At 54.9% G+C, this 19,318-nt stretch carries 15 protein-coding genes and 1 tRNA gene; 4 read left to right on the top strand and 12 right to left on the bottom strand.

Features of this window, described 5'->3' with window-relative positions; genetic code table 11:
- Window positions 1–22 precede the first annotated feature (22 nt).
- The gene (gene carA, locus ACR0AY_RS00590) at window positions 23–1,189 is read right to left on the bottom strand and encodes a glutamine-hydrolyzing carbamoyl-phosphate synthase small subunit (protein WP_170393471.1); all 1,167 of its coding nucleotides are present in this window, start codon (window positions 1,187–1,189) and stop codon (window positions 23–25) included.
- 182 nt (window positions 1,190–1,371) lie between these two features.
- On the opposite strand from carA, the gene ACR0AY_RS00595 reads away from it, so the two are divergent.
- A complete protein-coding gene (locus ACR0AY_RS00595) occupies window positions 1,372–1,854 on the top strand; it encodes a GatB/YqeY domain-containing protein (protein WP_170393469.1) in 483 nt (160 codons plus the stop codon).
- Here the strand turns inward: ACR0AY_RS00595 and ACR0AY_RS00600 are convergent, their stop codons facing one another.
- From ACR0AY_RS00600 to ctaD, 4 genes are all read right to left on the bottom strand, one after another.
- A complete protein-coding gene (locus tag ACR0AY_RS00600; RefSeq protein ID WP_170510555.1) occupies window positions 1,855–2,340 on the bottom strand; it encodes a DUF2244 domain-containing protein in 486 nt (161 codons plus the stop codon).
- A gap of 46 nt (window positions 2,341–2,386) precedes the next feature.
- Window positions 2,387–2,986 (bottom strand): 2-hydroxychromene-2-carboxylate isomerase, encoded by a 600-nt coding sequence (locus ACR0AY_RS00605; RefSeq protein WP_170393465.1) that lies wholly within the window; start codon window positions 2,984–2,986, stop codon window positions 2,387–2,389.
- Window positions 2,987–3,069: 83 nt separating this feature from the next.
- On the bottom strand, window positions 3,070–4,098 hold the full coding sequence (locus tag ACR0AY_RS00610; protein WP_480453588.1) for a bestrophin family protein: 1,029 nt from the start codon (window positions 4,096–4,098) through the stop codon (window positions 3,070–3,072).
- A 162-nt stretch (window positions 4,099–4,260) separates the two neighbouring features.
- On the bottom strand, window positions 4,261–5,919 hold the full coding sequence (gene ctaD / locus ACR0AY_RS00615; protein WP_170393460.1) for a cytochrome c oxidase subunit I: 1,659 nt from the start codon (window positions 5,917–5,919) through the stop codon (window positions 4,261–4,263).
- Between the two features lie 278 nt (window positions 5,920–6,197).
- Here ctaD and ACR0AY_RS00620 point away from each other — a divergent pair, with 278 nt between their 5' ends.
- Complete coding sequence (locus ACR0AY_RS00620) at window positions 6,198–6,617, top strand: HIT family protein (protein WP_170510549.1); 420 nt, start codon at window positions 6,198–6,200, stop codon at window positions 6,615–6,617.
- 486 nt (window positions 6,618–7,103) lie between these two features.
- Window positions 7,104–8,039 (top strand): cation diffusion facilitator family transporter, encoded by a 936-nt coding sequence (locus ACR0AY_RS00625; RefSeq protein WP_170510547.1) that lies wholly within the window; start codon window positions 7,104–7,106, stop codon window positions 8,037–8,039.
- Window positions 8,040–8,353: 314 nt separating this feature from the next.
- On the opposite strand, the gene lipB is transcribed toward ACR0AY_RS00625, so the two are convergent.
- Both lipB and ACR0AY_RS00635 read right to left on the bottom strand, forming a co-directional pair.
- Window positions 8,354–9,010, bottom strand: coding sequence for a lipoyl(octanoyl) transferase LipB (gene lipB / locus ACR0AY_RS00630; protein WP_170393453.1), 657 nt, complete (start codon window positions 9,008–9,010; stop codon window positions 8,354–8,356).
- 39 nt (window positions 9,011–9,049) lie between these two features.
- Entirely contained in the window at window positions 9,050–9,709 is a 660-nt protein-coding gene (locus ACR0AY_RS00635; RefSeq protein WP_170510544.1) for a DsbA family oxidoreductase, read from the bottom strand.
- Between the two features lie 129 nt (window positions 9,710–9,838).
- Between ACR0AY_RS00635 and ACR0AY_RS00640 the strand changes: the two genes are divergently transcribed.
- Window positions 9,839–9,925: transfer RNA gene (locus ACR0AY_RS00640), tRNA-Leu, on the top strand.
- 290 nt (window positions 9,926–10,215) lie between these two features.
- Here ACR0AY_RS00640 and ACR0AY_RS00645 read toward each other — a convergent pair.
- The 5 genes from ACR0AY_RS00645 to ACR0AY_RS00665 are packed head-to-tail and all read right to left on the bottom strand — an operon-like array spanning window position 10,216 to window position 19,278.
- Window positions 10,216–13,203, bottom strand: coding sequence for a type III restriction-modification system endonuclease (locus ACR0AY_RS00645; RefSeq protein ID WP_480453589.1), 2,988 nt, complete (start codon window positions 13,201–13,203; stop codon window positions 10,216–10,218).
- Window positions 13,204–13,218: 15 nt separating this feature from the next.
- Window positions 13,219–15,096, bottom strand: a complete 1,878-nt coding sequence (locus ACR0AY_RS00650; RefSeq protein WP_480453591.1) for a site-specific DNA-methyltransferase — start codon at window positions 15,094–15,096, stop codon at window positions 13,219–13,221.
- 11 nt (window positions 15,097–15,107) lie between these two features.
- Window positions 15,108–15,890: a DUF4391 domain-containing protein gene (locus ACR0AY_RS00655; RefSeq protein WP_480453592.1), complete on the bottom strand. Its 783-nt coding sequence runs from the start codon at window positions 15,888–15,890 to the stop codon at window positions 15,108–15,110.
- On the bottom strand, window positions 15,887–19,105 hold the full coding sequence (locus tag ACR0AY_RS00660) for a helicase-related protein (protein ID WP_480453593.1): 3,219 nt from the start codon (window positions 19,103–19,105) through the stop codon (window positions 15,887–15,889). Before ACR0AY_RS00660 ends, ACR0AY_RS00655 begins: the two co-directional genes overlap by 4 nt.
- Entirely contained in the window at window positions 19,105–19,278 is a 174-nt protein-coding gene (locus ACR0AY_RS00665) for a helix-turn-helix domain-containing protein (RefSeq protein WP_480453595.1), read from the bottom strand. Before ACR0AY_RS00665 ends, ACR0AY_RS00660 begins: the two co-directional genes overlap by 1 nt.
- Between the last annotated feature and the right edge of the window lie 40 nt (window positions 19,279–19,318).

Here is a 19,318-nt window from a genome sequence, read left to right on the forward strand (position 1 = left end):
GTTAACGCTGTTGAATTCGCCTTTAAGCTTGTGCTTTTTGATCCGCCATCGCCGCGGCAAAGCGTTCGAACAGGTAGAAACTGTCCTGCGGGCCGGGTGACGCTTCTGGATGATGCTGCACCGAATAAACCGGGCGGCCCGTCATGCGGATACCGCAGTTCGAGCCGTCAAACAGAGAGCGATGCGTTTCGACTACGCCATCGGGCAGTGTTTCCGCGTCCACGGCGAAGCCGTGGTTCATCGAGGTGATCTCGACCTTACCGGTTTCCATATCCTTGACCGGATGATTGGCACCATGGTGGCCGTGGTTCATCTTGATCGTCTGCCCGCCAAGCGCCAGTGCCAGCATCTGATGACCTAGGCAGATACCAAAGACAGGCAGATCTGTTGTATCCAGCACTTCCTTGATCATTGGAACTGCATATTCGCCGGTAGCCGCGGGATCGCCGGGTCCGTTTGACAGGAACACTCCGTCCGGCTTGTGTGCCAGCACCTCCGCAGCCGTTGCGGTGGCGGGCAATACGGTTACGTCGCAACCCGCCGAGGCGAGGCAGCGCAAGATGTTGCGCTTGGCACCATAGTCGATCGCGACCACCTTGTGCATCGGAGCTTCCTGACGCTGGTAGCCATCGGGCCAAGCCCAACGCATCTCATCCCAGCGATAGCTTTGGGCGCAGGTGACTTCTTTGGCCAGATCCATCCCTTCGAGACCCGCAAAACTACGCGCTGCAGCAATCAGGGCTTCGATATCGAAGTTTCCCTCGGGATCATGAGCTAGCGCCACGTGCGGTGCGCCTTGCTGGCGGATCGCGCGGGTCAGGCGGCGGGTATCGACGCCGCCGATTGCGATGCGACCACGTCGGGCTAACCAGCTTTTTAGCTCTTCTGTCGCGCGCCAATTCGACGGCTCGGTCGGGTCCCATTTGACCACCATCCCGGCTGCCACCGGGTCGCCGGTTTCGTCATCTTCGGGATTTACTCCGACATTGCCGATATGCGGGAAAGTGAAGGTCACGATCTGGCCCGCATAAGAAGGATCGGTCATGATCTCTTGATAGCCCGTCATGGCGGTGTTGAAACACAACTCGGCCTCGGTTTGACCGGTTGCGCCGAAGCCCACACCGTAAAACAGGGTTCCATCGGCCAACGCCAGACATGCGGTGGGCTTGGACGGGGCGTTCTGGGCCATGGCGCGACTCTCCTGTAAGGTAAACGGGCGCATAACTAAGTTGGTTATACGCTAGGGTCAAGTCTGTTCAAATTTTGGGCTATTGTTAAAAATCAATGAGTTACAATTAATGTCCACTGTTGTACCAACCTTTTTGTTTCGATATGGTCAGGGTTCCTTTGCCATGGGGATGGACAGACCATATGGATATGCGATCACGGGTGAACTCTGCCCTGAAGCAAGCTATGAAAGACAAAGCCGCCGAGCGTCTTTCGACACTGCGCCTGATCAATGCGGCGATCAAGGATCGTGATATTGCTTCGCGCGCCTCTGACAATGAAGAGACCAAAGGCTGCGGCGATGCCGAAGTGCTTGAAATTCTGGGTAAAATGACCAAGCAGCGCAAGGAAAGCGCGCGCGCCTACGAAGAGGGCGGACGACTTGATTTGGCCGAGCGGGAACTGCGCGAGGTTGAGGTGATTGAGGAATTCCTGCCCAAACAGCTGGACGACGACGAGGTTAGCAAGGCCATTCAGACCGCCATCACGTCTACTGGGGCGGGCTCAATCCGCGATATGGGCAAGGTGATGGGCGAGTTGAAGTCGCGCTATACCGGTCAGATGGATTTCGGCAAAGTAGGACCGATGGTCAAAGATCATCTTTGCGCTAACTCGAACGGCGCTTAGTCACGTCGATTTGCGCAGTTTCTGACTCAGATCATCAAACAGCGCGATCCGCTCGTCCTCGGACAGGAACGCGCCGATCTCAACTTCGCGCCCATCGCCGATCAGCGTTACGTAATGGGGTACCGGACCACCGCTGGTGTGCATTTCAGGACGGGCCCAATAGCGGTTGCAGGTCCATTCCTGATCGCCCTTGTCTGGGTGGTGGTGCACAAGGTGGGCTTGCGTCTGGCCTAAGGTCAGAACCTCGAACACGCTGCGCGCGCGATAGTTTGTCTGGATTGCCAACCAGAGGCCCAGAACCGTCAGCAGTAGGAACGGCAGCAGACCCCACAGGACGATCGAACCCAACATCGCCAGCAGCGGGATCAGTCCGAACAGGAACACCGACAAGATGACGGTCATTGCACCACGTGGTGGCAAGGAGTTGTGCGGCCAAAGCCGCAGTTCCTGTTCAGCGTCCGAGTTTTCTGTCCATTGATAAGGCATGGCGAGAACCTAGCTCAGACCGGCGCAATGTCGAAGCAAAAATCAGTCAGACAACGTGGCCGACGCGGACCCATGACAGGGCATCGTCAAGCCGGTCATCACCCCAGAACACTTCGTCGCGGACAACAAAGCTGGGTGCGCCGAAAACCCCCAGTTTGATGGCCTTGTTTGTCTCGTCCTCCAAGGCTGCAACAGCGTCCGGGCTGCGGGCACGGGCAAGCATCAGGCGTGGATCTTGTTGGCACCGAAGCAGGGCTTCGGAAATGGCGCTTTCGCTACCGGCCTCAATCCCGTCCTCGAACCAGATCCGATAAAGATTTTGCGTGAACCCGGCGCCCCAGCCGTCCTGCATGCCCAGCAAAGCCACCTGATTTGCCAGCGCCAGGTCAGAAATTGGATAGGGGGCGGGAAGTTTGGCGTGGATGTGATATTTCGCGGCGCGCCGCTCAATATCGCGCCACATATAGGCCGACTTCACCGGTTTGCCCGCGAAGGGTATATTTTGCTGTTCCGACATCACCGTGCGCACGTTGAAGGGGCGCCAGGTTACCGTCGCATCGTTTTCTTCGCACCAGCCATCCAGGCGCGTGATGGTCAGAAAACTGTAAGTGCTGCCGATTGAATACCAAAAGTCGATCTCGGGCATAGCAAGGCTCCTGTCAAAAGGGGCTTTGCCAACCAGAATACCGCAAAACGGAGGTTTTTTCGATCTTTGCCCAATTTAAGTGGTCAAAGTAGCGCTTTATCGATGGGTTCTGTCGGCTGAGGGGCAGTGCCGCAGGAAGTCATCTGGCGCAGGTCGATTTCGATCATACGGCAGATGGACGAGATCGGAACGTCGGTTACGTCGCCTTCGAACGGGTCCTCCATCGAGGCGCTGACCCGCTCAGTCACGAAGAAAATCCAACAAACCAACGCCCCGATCGGAGCAAAGACTGCCCAGTCAAGCAGAACGGATTTTGTTACCGAATAGCCCATCCCCGCGGTGATCGAGCGTTGGTCATTCAACGCCAGCGGTAACATGAAGATAAAAATATAGCTGAAGATTCGCCCGACCTCGGCGACCTGCCGCGGGAAGGGGGTATTCTTGATACGTTCGCTTTGGCCTTGCGCGTCTGCAAACCGTGCTAGCCGGTTCATCAGCGCCACATGCCAATAGGGGTCGATCTTGCCGGATTGCGCCAGTGATGAAAGCCGCTCACCCTGAAGAAACAACAGGTACGCGGCACGGTTGGATTTCCCTTCGAGTAGAGGCAAATCAGCCGCCAGTTGGGTATCTCGCCAGCATTCGGGTTCCTGATGCAGCGCGATTTTTTCCACGACCGGTTTGTGTCCGAACATCCACGGGCGGCGGGCACGTCCATGCGTTGCGGGCTGGCGCAGCTGAAATGCCAGTATGTTGAGCCAAGCGATATGACGTTCCAGCAATTCACGCCGTATCTCAGGCGCAAGCGGCGTGCCGTCAGCCTGAACCAGATTGCTGATCGTGTTGCCCCAATCGCGACTGGCGTTGACGATGTCCCCCCAGATCTTGCGGGCCTCGACCCAGCGGCCATAGGCCGAGGTGTTCTTGAAACCCAGAAAAAATGCCACTGCCAAACCCAGCATCGTGACCGGTGGGCTGGAGTTCGAGATCAACTCAAGTGGAGTAACTCCATCCACTAGTTCAAGCAGGAGTATCCAGGCCATGACGATGCAAATGAACCCGGCAGAGCCTTTGACCAGTTGCCGAAGTGTGATGCCGTGATGGAGAATCATGTGGCGCGCACCCGTCTTAGATTATGCTGTTTTCGCAAATACTAGCGGCCTGATCTTTGGTGCGTCTACGTGTTGGAAGCAGCAAGTTGCGGACTGGGGGCATAAAAAACACAAAGCCCCGCACGGGGCGGGGCTTTGCTGAATTTGGTTTGGATGGCGGGATTAGTGCGCGTGGCCCTTGTCCCAGTCTTCCTGCTTGGGCAGCTGCTCGAACGTGTGTTCAGGCGGCGGCGTGGGCAGGGTCCATTCCAACGTATCCGCGTATTCGTTCCACGGGTTCGGGCGTGTCTCTTTCGCACCACGCAGCAGGGCGTAGATCACGATGCCGAAGAACAGCAGGAACGAGGCGAACGAGATGAACGCACCAATCGACGAAACGAAGTTCCACTGAGCAAACGCTTCAGGGTAGTCGATATAGCGGCGTGGCATGCCCTGACGGCCCAGGAAGTGCTGCGGGAAGAAGGTCAGGTTGGCGCCGATGAAGAACAGCCAGAAGTGAACCTTGCCCCAGAACTCGGAATACTGACGGCCCGTCATCTTCGAGAAGTAGAAGTACACGCCAGCGAAGATCGCGAAGACGGCACCCAAGCTCATCACGTAGTGGAAGTGCGCAACGACGTAGTAGGTGTCGTGATAGGCACGGTCCACGCCGGCCTGCGACAGCACAACGCCCGTCACACCACCAACGGTGAACAGGAACAGGAAGCCGAAGGCGAACAGCATCGGGGTTTTGAACTCGATCGAGCCGCCCCACATGGTCGCGATCCACGAGAAGACCTTAACGCCGGTCGGAACCGCGATGACCATCGTGGCCAGCATGAAGTAGGCCTGCTGGCGCAGCGACATGCCAACTGTGTACATGTGATGCGCCCATACGACGAAGCCCAGCACACCGATCGCGATGATCGCCCAGACCATCGGCAGGTAGCCGAAGATTGGTTTACGCGCGAAGGTCGCGATCACGTGGCTGATGATGCCAAAGCCGGGCAGGATCACAATGTACACTTCCGGGTGGCCAAAGAACCAAAGGATGTGCTGATACAGGATCGGATCACCGCCACCAGCCGGATCAAAGAAGGTAAAGCCAAAGTTGCGGTCCATCAGCAGCATGGTGATTGCGCCTGCCAGAACCGGCAGCGACAGCAGAATCAGCCACGAAGTGACGAAGATCGACCAGCTGAACAGAGGCACCTTGAACAGTGTCATTCCCGGGGCACGCATATTCAGGAAGGTGGTGATCATGTTGATTGCGCCGAGGATCGAGGAGGCGCCCGATACGTGCACGGCGAAGATCGCAAGGTCCATGGACATGCCGCCTTCGGTCGTCGACAGCGGTGGATACAGAACCCAGCCTACACCTGAACCAAGCTGGTCGTTACCACCGGGGCTGAGCAGCGAGGCGACGCCCAGCGAGGTGCCAGCGACATACAGCCAGAAGGACAAGTTGTTCATCCGCGGGAACGCCATGTCCGGCGCGCCGATCTGCAACGGCATGAAATAGTTGCCAAATCCGCCGAACAGGGCGGGGATGACCACGAAGAACATCATCAGAACACCGTGATAGGTGATCATCACGTTCCAGAGGTGACCGTTGGGGGTACATGGATCGGCCATGAAACCTTCGAGGCACATATACTGAACACCGGGGTGCATCAGTTCGAGCCGCATATAGACAGTCATCAGAACCGAGATCAGACCGGCAAGGGCCGAAAAGACCAGGTAGAGAATCCCGATGTCCTTGTGGTTGGTCGACATGAACCAGCGGGTGAAAAAGCCGCGCTGATCTTCATGCTCGTGACCATGAATGGCTGCGTCTGCCATTAGGTGCCTCCTGTTGCAACTGTACCGCGCAGTCGGACCTCTCCAACGCGCGGGATTCCTGCTGGTTTTAGATTGCGAAGGGGCGACCTTCAATGGTCGAGTTTGATCTGGATCAAGATTAATTGTCGCGGGCAGACTGTGCTGCGCGATAATCTGACCTCGGATGCGAGGGATTTGGGGATTCAGTCTGCGATTACAAGTGGTGACGGGGAAACCCGCTTGACCCGCATCAAGCGGCGGCTCAGAACAACGGGTAAGTCCAACACCGGAGGCCTGTAATGACCGCTTATGATCCCGAAAATGTCTTTGCCAAGATCCTGCGCGGAGAAATCCCGTCAAACCGTGTGTATGAAGACGACGACACCGTCGCGCTGATGGATATCATGCCCCGGGCGGACGGGCACTTGTTGGTGATCCCCAAAACCCCCTGTCGCAACATGCTGGATGCAACGCCCGAGCAACTGGCAGCGGTGATGGCGACGGTACAGAAGATGGCTCACGCTGTGAAAGAAGCGTTTGGCGCAGATGGCGTCACCGTTCAGCAATTCAATGAGGCCGCAGGCGGGCAAGAGGTATTTCACCTGCATGTGCATGTATTGCCGCGCCACGAGGGCGTCTCGATACGCCCGCCCGGTAAAATGGGCGATTTTGACCTGATTGCTCAACACGCCGACAAGATCCGCGCGGCACTGACCTGATCCACCTTCGAAGCGAGCTGTCGCAGGCGTCGTGATCACCAAACGCATGGAGCACGACACTTGCGTAATCGCGCTGCCCGTCGCAGACCTGAGGAATACGGATCAGTCTTGTTCCATTCTTTTCAGGCGTGCGATCCGGACTCGTAAATCATCAGGCTGCTGTTCGGCGATTTCATTAGCCCGGTTCAAGTTTTTCCATTTGCACCTTCGAGCGTGAGCAAGGCCTCTAATTGGGCCAGCGGCTGGCCAGATCTTGGCCATGGCGTACGCATTGCAACCGCCGCAGCGCGGTTTCGTTATAGCGGCGTCGATTACCCGCAGTAGGTTCGAACGGCGGTAGAAGTCCAGAACCGGATCGTAGGTGCTTTGAATCCAGTGCGAAATGAGGGAGCCCCGATTGCATTCATTTTCGAAAACACCCCCTTGAACCTCTAGTCACTAGAGGAATTATGTAGCATGGTGATTCAGTAAATAGGACACACTAAAATGGCTCATCAGCATACCCACAAAGGGCACAGCCACGCGCATGTTGATCCGCAGGCCGGAGATGCGCGCGTTGCCTGGGCCATCGCGGTCAATATGTTCTTGACGCTGGCACAGATTGTGGGCGGGGTTATTTCAGGTTCGCTCGCCTTGATTGCGGACGCCTTGCACAACCTGTCAGATGCGATTGCGCTGGTCATCGCATTCTTTGCTCGCAAGATCGCTCGTCGACCCGCGAACGCGCGTATGAGTTTCGGGTATGGCCGGGCCGAGGTTGTAGCGGCGCTGGTTAACTACACAACACTGATCGTTCTGTCGGTCTATCTGCTGTACGAAGGCGTAATGCGGTTTGTCGAGCCCGAGCCGGTTAATGGCTGGATCGTTGTCTGGATCGCTGGGATCGCATTGGTCGTCGACCTTGTCACCGCTATGCTGACCTATTCCATGTCCAAGGACAGCATGAATATTCGTGCGGCATTCCTGCACAATGTGGCCGATGCATTGGGGTCCGTCGCCGTGATTGTCGCAGGTACCGCTGTAATTGTCTTCAACTGGACTTGGGTCGACCCAGCGGTCACCATCATGATCTCACTTTACATCCTTTGGCACGTCAAATCCGAGATCGGTGAAACCATACGCGTTCTGATGTTGGGCGCGCCAACAGAATTGGATCCGGAAGAGGTCGCCACAGCCATTGAAGGCGTATCGGGCGTGGCAGGAGTTCACCACATCCATCTGTGGAGCATGCAGGAGCGTGAGCCCGCGCTGTCGGCGCATCTGGTCATCAAACCCGACGCACAAGATAGTGCCGAGGATATCCGGGTGATGGTCAAGCAGGTTCTGCAGAACAAGTTTGGGCTTGGTCATGTTACGCTTGAAATCGAAGCCAGCGGGCACGCTTGCGTCGGATCAACCCGATTTGGGCATCAACAGATTTAGGGGCCTAAAACGAGAATTGCCGTTCCGATATGGGGTCGGAACGGCAGACTCGTAACCAAACACTTTCACGGATTTCGCAGGGCAGCCCTGAGATCACCGGTTAACACACCACTCACTCATGAACGGTCATTACATACTATGTGGTCAGATGGCGTTTGTAAGGAGAGGATGTGAAGAATCCCTGAATTTGAGGCGAATTGAGACCATTCAAAGGAATTTTCTGAATGATTTTCGAAACAGAGCGCCCCAAATACTAGCATTGTCTTTTGCATATTCTGGCCAGATCTGTCCGAATACGTGGAATCACCTATAAACTAGGCGCCTTCGGTGGCGAAGACCTCATCAAAGGTCTTTTTTAGCGCAACATCGACGTCATCCATGGTCACCGGCAACCCAAGATCGACCAGTGAGGTCACCCCGTGTTCCTGAATTCCGCAGGGCACGATACCGGTGAAATGTGACAGGTCCGGCTCGACATTGATTGAGATGCCGTGAAAGCTGATCCATTTCCGCAGGCGAATGCCGATGGCCGCGATCTTGTCCTCGGCTGGCTGGCCGGTGATCGTCAGCGGCTTGTCTTGCCGTTGCACCCAGACGCCCACGCGGCCGTCGCGGATCTCACCGGTGACATTGAACTCGGCCAGAGCCGCAATCACCCATGCCTCAAGCTGCTGCACAAAGCGGCGCACATCATGACCGCGTTTGCCCACATCAAGCATGACGTAAACAACGCGCTGACCGGGGCCGTGATAGGTGTACTGTCCACCGCGCTTGCTTTCATAGACCGGAAAGCGATCCGGATCGGTCAGATCTTCTCGCTTGGCAGAAGTCCCAGCGGTATAAAGCGGCGGGTGTTCCAACAGCCAAATGCACTCGTCCGCTTCACCCGCTGCAATCGCGGCAACGCGCGCCTCCATGAAGGCAGTGGCCTCGTCGTAGTCGATCAGCCCGTCGGTAGTCTTCCATTCCATGCTCGTTCCTTAGACCGTCTGCGGGGCAGGGGGAAGGGGTCAGGCGGCCTCGGCCAGGCAGCGTTGCAGGACCTGCGCATAAGTGTCCGTGCCCTGTGCGCCGGTCAGCAGATATTTCCCTCCAAACACCATCGAAGGCACGCCCGAGATGCCTCGGCTGGTCCAGAAATCTTGTTTTTCACGCACCGGTTGGGCATGCGCACCTGATTCAAGTGCGGTTCGCGCCGCCTCCGGGTCGAGCCCGGCCGCCTCGACTGCGCCCATCAACACCTCGACGTCAGAGACATCCTGTTGCTTGGTGAAATAGGTTTCGAACAGGGTCAGTTTCAGCGGATGCTGACGCCCCTGTTTTTCCGCCCAGTCAAGCAGTTGATGCGCGGCAAAGGTGTTCACGATTCTGCTGTCATCAGTGAAATTGAAGGTGAACCCAAGTTCAGTGCCCAACGCAGTCAACCGCTCGCGCGCCTGCTGGCTTTGTTCGGGCGTCGAGCCATATTTCTCGGCAATATGCTCCCTCAGATTCTGTCCCTCTGGCCCCATGTTGGGGTTCAGTTCGAACGGATGCCAGCGCAATCGGGCCAGCACATTCTCTTGCTTCAGTGCGGCATCGAGTTGACGAAAGCCGACAATACACCACGGACAGACCACATCCGAGACGACATCAATCTGCACTGTAGGGCGGGGATCGGGCGAGGGCATGGCTGCTCCAGATTGCATTGTATCGCGGTTAGATATGGCTAAAGCACGTGATTTCAATCGGCTGTGTTTTTGCCTCTTCACATCGCGCGGCTCAGCGTCTATACGCCCCTCTACCAAGTCATTGGCAGTGCGGTCGTGGCGGAATTGGTAGACGCGCAGCGTTGAGGTCGCTGTGGGGTAACACCCGTGGAAGTTCGAGTCTTCTCGACCGCACCAATAAAATAAAAATTACCATTAAAAAACAAACGCATATACAATACGTTTGCAATTCAACCCACCTTTTCATCCACCCTAACGATTACATGGTTAGTCTTGGGTTCTCATTCGAAACAGTTTGCGAAGCATCATCGAAGTCTGCCGAGTCAATAAGTGCTTCTGACCAGTTTCATAAGCTAAGCCGCGAATTAACGGGTGCGCCCTTGGTGTGGTGACACCGCGCATATCTACGATGTTGAGGGTGGATCAGGGGCTTAGCGCAGCCCCTTGAAATTCGCTGTTGTCGGCGCTTAAACGTGCTTGAGCATGTCTTCAACCGAAGTTGATTTGATGTATTGAGCAGGGGCGTCGCCTTCGGCCAGCACGGCAAAATGCCTTTCGCCGCACTTGATCTTCGCCCCTTCTTTGTGGCGAAGATCATCCCACCATCCACTGCCCTTTGTTTCTACAACAAAGAACAGCTTTTCTTGCCCATCATCTTCAACTAACACAGCCCAGTCTGGGTTATAAGTTCCGAGCGGCGTAGGGATTTTGAACCAGGGCGGGAGTTTCGCATAAACCTTTACTGCTTCGTTGGCTTCAAGGTCTTCCGCGAACCTCTTTTCGACGCCCGCCGAGTCATAGACGACATGCTGATAGACCGATTTCTGCGTCTCCAGCGTGTTCTTAAGATAGCCTGTCAGTTCCTCTTGTTTGAACAGCTTTTGAGCATAGAAATGGTCAGCGCCGATACGCTGATAACGAATGCCGTCCACTAGCGCGAGGCGCTTCGCGCGGTTGATTGCTTCCTCGGCTATGTCGATGAACTCCTGCGGGTTCTTTTTGAAGTCGTGCAAACGCCGACTATTCGTCAGGATTTCGACCAAACTTTTGCGCGTGAGATGCGTCTTGTCCTGAAGGTCCGTAAGCAGATCGGGCAGCTCGATATCGCTCTCATTGATCGTCGTAAATATCGTTGTGTCGCCTTCGTTTGCCTGCACCCCACCTTTTCCGATGGCAATGTCCGCCTTTCGGAAGCGAGCCCGTGTCTTCGTGATGGGTGGAGCGTCCCGAATTGCCGTCGCGCAATCCTCGATAAGTTTTGGATTGTCAAAGTCCACGCGGTACGTGGTCTTGTGCTTTATCCGATCCCAAAGCTGCTTGAATTCGTCACTCTCCAAAACCGCCTCGCGGGTACGGATGGTCACGCGCTCATCGGCGTTCTTGATTTCCAGCTTGCCCGCGAGTTTACGCAGAATGTCCTTGATATCCGCCTCTTGTTCTCCGAATTCATCGGGAAGCGCTAGCGCGTCTTCCTTTAGTGCCGTTCGCAGGGTGTCCAGCACCTTGCCACGACTATCCAAGTATCCTTCGCCCTCCAAGAAGTCCCATACCGCCTCCGACTTTTCCACGCCGAGCGGCGCAGTCGTTCCATCATCGAAAGTCACGGCGATGTTGGCGAACTGGTGTTTTTCCACCACGCCAAAGCGGATGCCCGTGTCAGCTTCGATCTCCTTCTGAAGGTTTTCTGCGAACTGCTCATAGCTTTCCGTTGCGATGACGGTCAGAGTGTTCACATCGAAGCCGCGCAGGCGGTTGCCTTCCTGGTTAACGCAGAGGCGCAACCCTCGGCCGAGCGTTTGCCGCCGTTCGCGCTCCGAACCCATGTCGCGCAGGGCGCAAATCTGAAAAACGTTCGGGTTGTCCCAACCTTCCTTCAAAGCGGAGTGGGAGAAGATAAACTTGAGCTTCGAGTCAAAGCTCAGCAGCTTCTCCTTATCCTTCATAATCAGGTTATAAGCGCGTTCGGCGTTGTCGCGGTTCGTCTGGTTGTTCTCAGCCGTTTCCGTCCAGCCGCCCTTCTTGTCGATGGAAAAGTAGCCGTTGTGGACTTCATCCGCCTCGATATCGAGATCGACCTTCTCGAAGAGAGTCTGGTACGTTTCGCTCTTGGCGAGTTTGCAGTACTCCTCCTCGAATATCAGGGCGTACTTGCCCTTCACGATGGTCCCGTCTTCGTCGTACTGGCGGTAGAATTCCACGCTGTCGATGAAGAACAAGCTTAGCACCTTCACATCGCGCTTTTGCGCGGCGAAACGCATCTCCTTGTCCAGATGCTCTTTGATGGTGCGGCGTATCATCAGTCGCTTGAGGTCATCAGGATTCACGCCGCCGACTTCTTCGCCTGGGTGAAGGGTGACTTCGCCGCCTGGCATGCTCAGCTCCATCGACTCGTTGCCCTTACCGCAATTGATCGTGCCGATGCGAAAGTTCTCGTAGATCGCGCGACCTGTCTCTTGCTCCAGATCATCGCCGTCTTCGACCGTCAGAATGTCACGTCGCACGTTGCCGCCGCGCATGAAGTCCGCTTCGATCTTCGCGCTGATCGAGCCGCCTCGGTTGTGGGTCGAGAGTAGCTTCACGAAGGGCTTGTTGTGCCCTCCCTCAACTTCGAGCGAAGCAACTTCAATCTGTTTGACCAGTTCCCGCTCATAGGCATCCACAGCGTCCAGGCGGTAAACCATGTGGTGCTTGTCCACATGGGTTGCAGAATATCGCAACGTGCAGAGCGGGTTCATGTCATTCAGGGCTTCTTTGCCTTTGCCCTTTAAGCCGCCGTCCACACTTTGCGGTTCGTCCACGATGATGATCGGGTGAGTGGCGCGAACGAGGTCAATGGGCTTTTCGCCACCCGTTTTCTCGCTGTCCTTGTAGAGGTTGTTCACATCCTTCTTGTTGATCGCCCCGACTGTGGCGACCATGATCTGAATGTTTGGGCTCGTCGCGAAGTTCCGCACCTGGCCGAGCTTAGTCGAGTCATACAGAAAGTACTCGTACCCTTTGGCGATGGGGTACAAGTTCTCGAAGTGGTCACGGGTGATCTGGAGCGTTTTGTAAACGCCTTCTTTGATTGCGACGGACGGCACGACAATCACAAATTTCGTGAAGCCATAGCGCTTGTTCAGTTCGAAGATTGTGCGCAAGTAGACATAAGTTTTTCCTGTGCCTGTCTCCATCTCAACCGTGAAGTCGCCGCTCGTCAGGGACTCTGACGGGCGCAGACCGTTGCGAAGTTGGATGGTGCGCAGGTTCTCAAGGATTTCGTCATCCAGCAGCTCCAGGCGGTTGCCAATACCAAGTTCGCTCTCGGTGATACCGAAGGAACCTTGCCCCGTGTCCTCGGGACGGTAGGTAACAGTAAACTCCGTGCGGTTGATGTCTTGGCCTTGAAACAAGTCCACGACCGAACCAATCGCCGCGTGCTGATAGTCCAGATTATCTTCAAAATGCAGTTTCATGTGCGCCCTCCGAACTTAAAGGCTGCGCACATGAGCGATGCCATTCTGTTCCAGAATGGCTGTCATGTTGGTCTTGGCGATATCATCGGCAAAGGCACTATCGCGGAAGACAACCTGCGTGTCCGACGCAGGCTCAAGTTCCTTTTGCCAAGCGGTGATACCTTGCGCCAAGGTCTCGATTTCGTCCTTGTCGATGTCTTTATCTAGGCAGGCGAAGAGCACACCGAAACCGATGCTATAGACAGTCTTGCCCGCGATCTCTTTCTCTTCAATCGGAACGGTCAGATCGACGCCGCGCTTCAGCAGTAGTTCGTATAACACATCTTGCTCGCTTCTGCCTTCGACCAAGTGCTCGGCGTGGTCAAGCAAGCTCTTTTCCAGATCGGCGGTGTCAGGATTCCATGCACGGATGTTACTGCTATCCAATTTGAAAACCTTAAAACCGAAATCACCCGACCTTTCGGGGTTGTCGTCAGCGACTTTACCACCAGCCCGCCGGATGCGCTCCTTTCCGATGTCGGCTATCGACTTGAACCCCGCACGGAAAGCTTCCGTGTTTTCTTCACATTTCTCTGGAAGCTGAACCATTATCCATTTGATCGGGTGCTTCGAGACAGACCACTGCATCGCCGCTTGAGCGCTCGCACAAGATCCAGCGAAAAAGTCCAGAAAGATGTCGTCTTCGCCGATGCCAATCTCCAGCATCCGATTGATCAATCGAACTGGTTTTGGCGTGGAGAAGATCTTCTTACCTATCAGCTCAGCGGTTTCCTTCTGTCCTTCATCGTTGTGCCCGACCTCTTCAAAGCTCCACCAAGTGCTCGGCACGATGCCATCTTGGATTTCGGAGAGATACCGCTTAAGTCTTGGCTTCTTGTAGTTCTGATCAGGACCCCAATAGAGTCTTCCTTCCGCCTCCATTTGAAGATGTTTGTCCTTATTGTACCTCCACACGGCGCTTTCGTCTGGCCAAACCTCCTCACCTGTCTTGGGATGACGGATGGAATACCAAAGAGTAGGGCGCTCATCTTTTGACTTGTTGCTTACGTAGTTATCGGATGCCCAAGGTCCCCTAGGGTCATTGTCGTCGTTCTTGTAGCGACTGTTTTGCTTTTCCGTTCTAGGTAGCAAATTTCTTTTAAAATCTGATCCCTTGGCATAAATAACTATGTGGTCGTGCATCGGAGCGACGCCAGGATCATCGTTTGATACAGCGTATTTTTTCTGCCAGCAGGCATTTGCGACGAAATTTTCTTCTCCAAAAACCTCATCACAGCATTTTCTGAGATTGGCGACCTCCGTATCATCAATAGAGATAAAGATTACACCATCTTCGCGTAGCAACGCCCTAGCGAGCTTTAGGCGCGGAAGCATCATGTTTAGCCAATTGGTGTGATATCTTCCGGAGCCTTCCGTATTTGAGCTTGTCACAAAACCTTCGTCAGTCTTCTGGCCAGTATATTTCAGATAGGTGTCAAGATTGTCTTGAAACTTGTCTGGATAGATAAACTCCTTACCCGTGTTGTAAGGCGGATCGATGTATATCATCTTGATTTTTCCGGCATAACTCTTCTGCAAGAGTTTCAGGACTTCAAGATTGTCACCTTCTATGAAGAGGTTTTGCGTAGTGTCCCAATCCACGCTTTCCTTGGGACATGGGCGCAACGTGCCAGTCGATGGCACGAGCGCGATCTGACGGGCTTTCTTCTTGCCGTGCCAAGTGAGGCCATACTTCTCTTCACTGTCCGCGATCTGATCGCCGAGCAATTGGCGAAGCGCCTCGAAGTTAACCCCGTCCTCTGTGAAGGCATCAGGGAAAATGGCCTTCAGTGCTTCGATGTTTTCTTCGATGAAGTTCAGGCTTTCGCCGTCCTCTTGTTTCAATGCGTCCATAGCTCGGTTCCTCATAGTTCCTTGCGAGCCGCTTCGATGCGGTCGCTCAATTGCTTGATCTTGGTGTTCAGGCTTACCTGACTTCCAAGGTTTTTCTCTTTCTTCAGCTTGTTGCGGAGTTCGCTCCGCTCCTGATGAGATTTCTCGATCTGCCGCAGTGCCGCCAGGCGCTCCGTCTTTCTTTTCGGCGTTTTGTCCGCAGCGACTTGTAGCGCGTAGCGTCCCGTATGGACGGCGCAGTTTAGGGCAATCACCCGCGCGATGGCATCCTGATAGAAGTCGTACAGGTTTCGGTAGCTAAATTTCGTGACACGAAAATCAGACAGGAACGCCTCTTGTGCCGCATTGGGCGCGGTCAGGTCTATCCAGCCCGTGTCATAGCTGGCTTCCGTCACGATCTTGTTCGCATCGGCACGGTTGATCCGTTTGTCGGCGGCAGTGATCGCCAGCCGCGAACCGCAGACGAAAACGATCAACAGGGGGTAGGGGATGGCCTTTTGAATCACCGAGGCAATCCGAGTGTGGCGATCTGCGGCAGTTAGCATCACCTGCAAGATCGCGACCTCAAGATACTCGTGAGCGTTGTCTTCAAGCTTCGGGATGTTGATCGTTGAAGGCTTGATCGTGTAGCTCCATTCGATGCTGTCGATGTCTTCGCCAAAGGCCTTCTTGTCAGTCGCCCCAAGCTGTCCGTGCTCATAAAACTGCTTCTTGAACAGGCGCTTGCCGAGGTGGCAAGTCTCTGGCACAGCCAGGTTTTCGTGGAACTGATCGATGGTGTGAATTTCCGTCATGGTGTGTTCACTACCATGTAGCTGACCACCTCGAAGTCCTCCATGCCCTGGAAGCTATCTTTGGTGAGGTTCGTGCCGCCACGCGAGAACAAACTTTCGACGCCTTTTTCTTCAGCCTTGCCGACCACGCTTGCGACGGCGGTCTGAAGCAAGGCGCGGTAGTGGCTCATGTCACGCCCGTTCTTCGTCGTGGCGTTCATGCGGGCGACGGCCTCTGGATCCACAAAGCGCTTGCCGAGGCCGTGCTTCTTCAAGACATCGAGCACCTTCTTCGATTGCGTGAAGGTGAAGCTCACCTGCCCGTCATCGCTCACATAGGTGAGGTAGTAGGGTGCAAGCGCGTAGCCATCATCGTTGCTGACGGGCTTGCCCACATTCTTCAGGCAAAAAATCACGCCCGCAGGCAGGCCTTCCAGCCTGAGCGCATGGTCAAGTGTCGCGGCTGCGAAGAGACCTGTTGGGGCGCTTTCCAGCACGTCCAGGTTCTCTTTCATGAAGGCCGACAAATCCATGCGGAAGTCGTTGAGCGTCAGATCGGCAATCGATACGCCGCCCGACATATCTTCAAGGTCAACGACAGTCTTTTGGAGTTGTTCGAGTTGCTTGCGCCGATACTCCAAATCTTTCATCTGGCCTGCGCTATCCTGCTCGATGACGTTCTCTTCACCCGTGGCTGAGATGTCGAGCAGCACCATACGACCGCTCACTCGCGCTTCCAGGTTGATGTACTCATCCAGCTCCATATTCGGCCAGAAGTTGGCGAGCTGAATGACTTCGTTCTTCGAGCCTAGACGGTCGATTCGACCGAAGCGCTGGATAATCCGCACGGGGTTCCAGTGGATGTCATAGTTGATGAGATAGTCGCAGTCCTGAAGGTTCTGGCCTTCAGAGATACAGTCCGTAGCGATAAGTAAGTCGATCTCTTCCGTCGCTCCTTTATCAATCTTCGACCGCTCCTTTGAGACGGGCGAGAAGGACGCAAGCAGACTGTCGAAGTTACTGCTTTGCCCTGGCATGTTCGTCTTGTTCGTGCCGCTCCCCGTGATCTGCGCGGCGTTGATGCCGAGCGTATCCCTCGCCCATCCCGCGATGTTTTCGTAAATGTAATTTGCCGTATCGCTGAAAGCTGTGAAAACAATGATTTTGCGGTTGCCTGCGTTGATCGGGTTCTTGCACTTTTCGGCGATCAAGTCGCGCAATCCGTGGAGTTTTGCATCACGGCTCGCGTCGATCTTACGGGCTTCGTCCAGCAACTCGGTGAGCTTGGCGCGGTCTTCCTGCAAATCCTGACGCCAGCGATGTTCGTCCATATCCTTGATGAGCACCTTCACCTTGCGCCCGATCAGGTAGGCGTCGAAATCTGGATCATCGGTTTCTACATCCTCGATTCCAAGTTCTTCGATGTCCTCGGAACTGTGGCGCTCCAGCTTGTCGAGCAGGCTTTCGACCTCGCCGAGCAGTTTCTCCAACGTCAGGCCGAAGGAGTTTATCGAACTTTCCATGCGCTTGAGTAAGTTCACGCGCATCAGGTGGATAAGGCTCTGCTCACGGTCGATCTGGCGGAACACCGACTGACCGCCTTTGACCCTCACATCGTATTTGCGGCTGTATTCTTCCCGCTTGTCTGCCCTCACATATTTTAGCGGCGAGTAGGCGCTTAGGTTTAGCCTTCGGATAGTGCGGTTAATCTCACGCAGCGGCGGGAACTGCCCCTGAGTATCGATGTCAGCCTTTATGTTGATCGGCTGGAGGCGTTCAGGAAACGAGCCGATTTCCGTTACATCGTAGTACTTCTCGATATGCTTTCGCGACCGAGCAATGGTCAGCAGGTCGAGCAGCTTGAAATAGTCAAAGTTCATGCTGTCGAGCAGGGCTTCGACCGTTCTTTCATTCTCCTCCTGGCGCAGCCAGTTGTTGAAGCGTGTCTGCGCCTTTCGCAGTGTTTCCTCAATGCTGCCGATGCCTTGCTCACTATAGGCGCTATCAATGCCTTCTGTGATGAAGGCAACCTGATTCTTCAGGTCATTCATGCGGTTGTTCACGGGCGTTGCCGAGAGCATCAGCACTTTCGTCTTGACGCCCGAGCGGATGATTTCATCCATCAGTCGCGAATAGCGGGTAAGGCCTTCCTTAGCCGAGCTGGAGTTCCGGAAGTTGTGGGATTCATCGATCACCACAAGGTCATAGTTTCCCCAATTTAGCGTTTCGAGATTGATCTCTCCTGACCGGCCTTGCAGGCGGGTCAGATCGGTATGGTTCAAAACATCATAGCTGAAGCGATCTGCCGCGAGCAGGTTGCGCGTGTCGTTGACTGTGTAGACCGTCCAGTTGTCCCGCAGCTTCTTCGGACACAGGACAAGAACGCGGTCATTGCGCAACTCGTAATATTTGATGACCGCCAGCGCTTCGAACGTCTTACCAAGGCCGACGCTGTCCGCGATTATGCAGCCGTTATATTTTTCGAGCTTGTCGATTGCGCCAAGAACACCATCGCGCTGGAACTTGTAGAGCTTGTTCCAAACGATGGTATCCTTGAAACCAGTCTTCGACTTGATGATGTTCTCTTCATCGATATCTTCGAGGAAGTCCTTGAAGATATTGTAGAGGGTCAGGAAGTAGATGAACTCTGGCGTCTGATCAGTGACGAGCCGTTCCAGCCGCTCCAGAAGCAGGGACTTGGCGTCTTCGACGGCATCAGGGTCATTCCAGATCGCCTCGAACCACTCCAGCATTGCTTTAGTGCTTGGCGCGTCTTTCGCGCACATGTTCATGTGGAAACGATTGGAATCCGAGTAACCGAAACCTGTTGAGGTAAACCCCGAACTTCCTTGAATGCCGATGGCATCGCCATCCTTGCTTTGTGCAAGCAAGAGGTTCTGCCCGAATGCGCGAGGGTTCTTCGCAACCTTGATGTCCGCTTTCTCGGAGAGCCATTTGGCGCACTCTTTGGCTATGCGGTTCTGGTCAAGGCGGTTCCGAAACCGTAGTTCGAATTCATCGCCCGCCAGCGCAGCGGTCTTTCCGTCAGCCATATCGTTTGACGGCTCTTGAGCCAGGATAAGGCGAAACACGTCGAGCCCCTTCAACTCACTTCTTAGGGATTCAAAACCGTAGATCGAGAATAGGCCCGAGATCACTGAAAGTCGCGAGCCCGCGTTCAAATGCTCGCGCAGGGCATCTCCGACCTTGCCGTTCTTCTTGTTGTCCAGAATCATTAGTTGTTCGCCCCGCCGTCCTTCATTCGTTCGACAATCCAAGCATCAATCTCTTGCTTTCTAAATCGCCACGCGCCCCCAACCTTGAAGCCTGGGATCTTCCCCTCCGCTGTGAGCCGATAGGCGGTCTTTTCCGTTATCTTCAGATAGGCCGAGACTTCCTTGATCGTCATTATGTCGGTCTGCATGCCTCGCCTCGGAAAAATGGTCGCA

Source organism: Ruegeria sp. A5 (assembly GCF_056543005.1).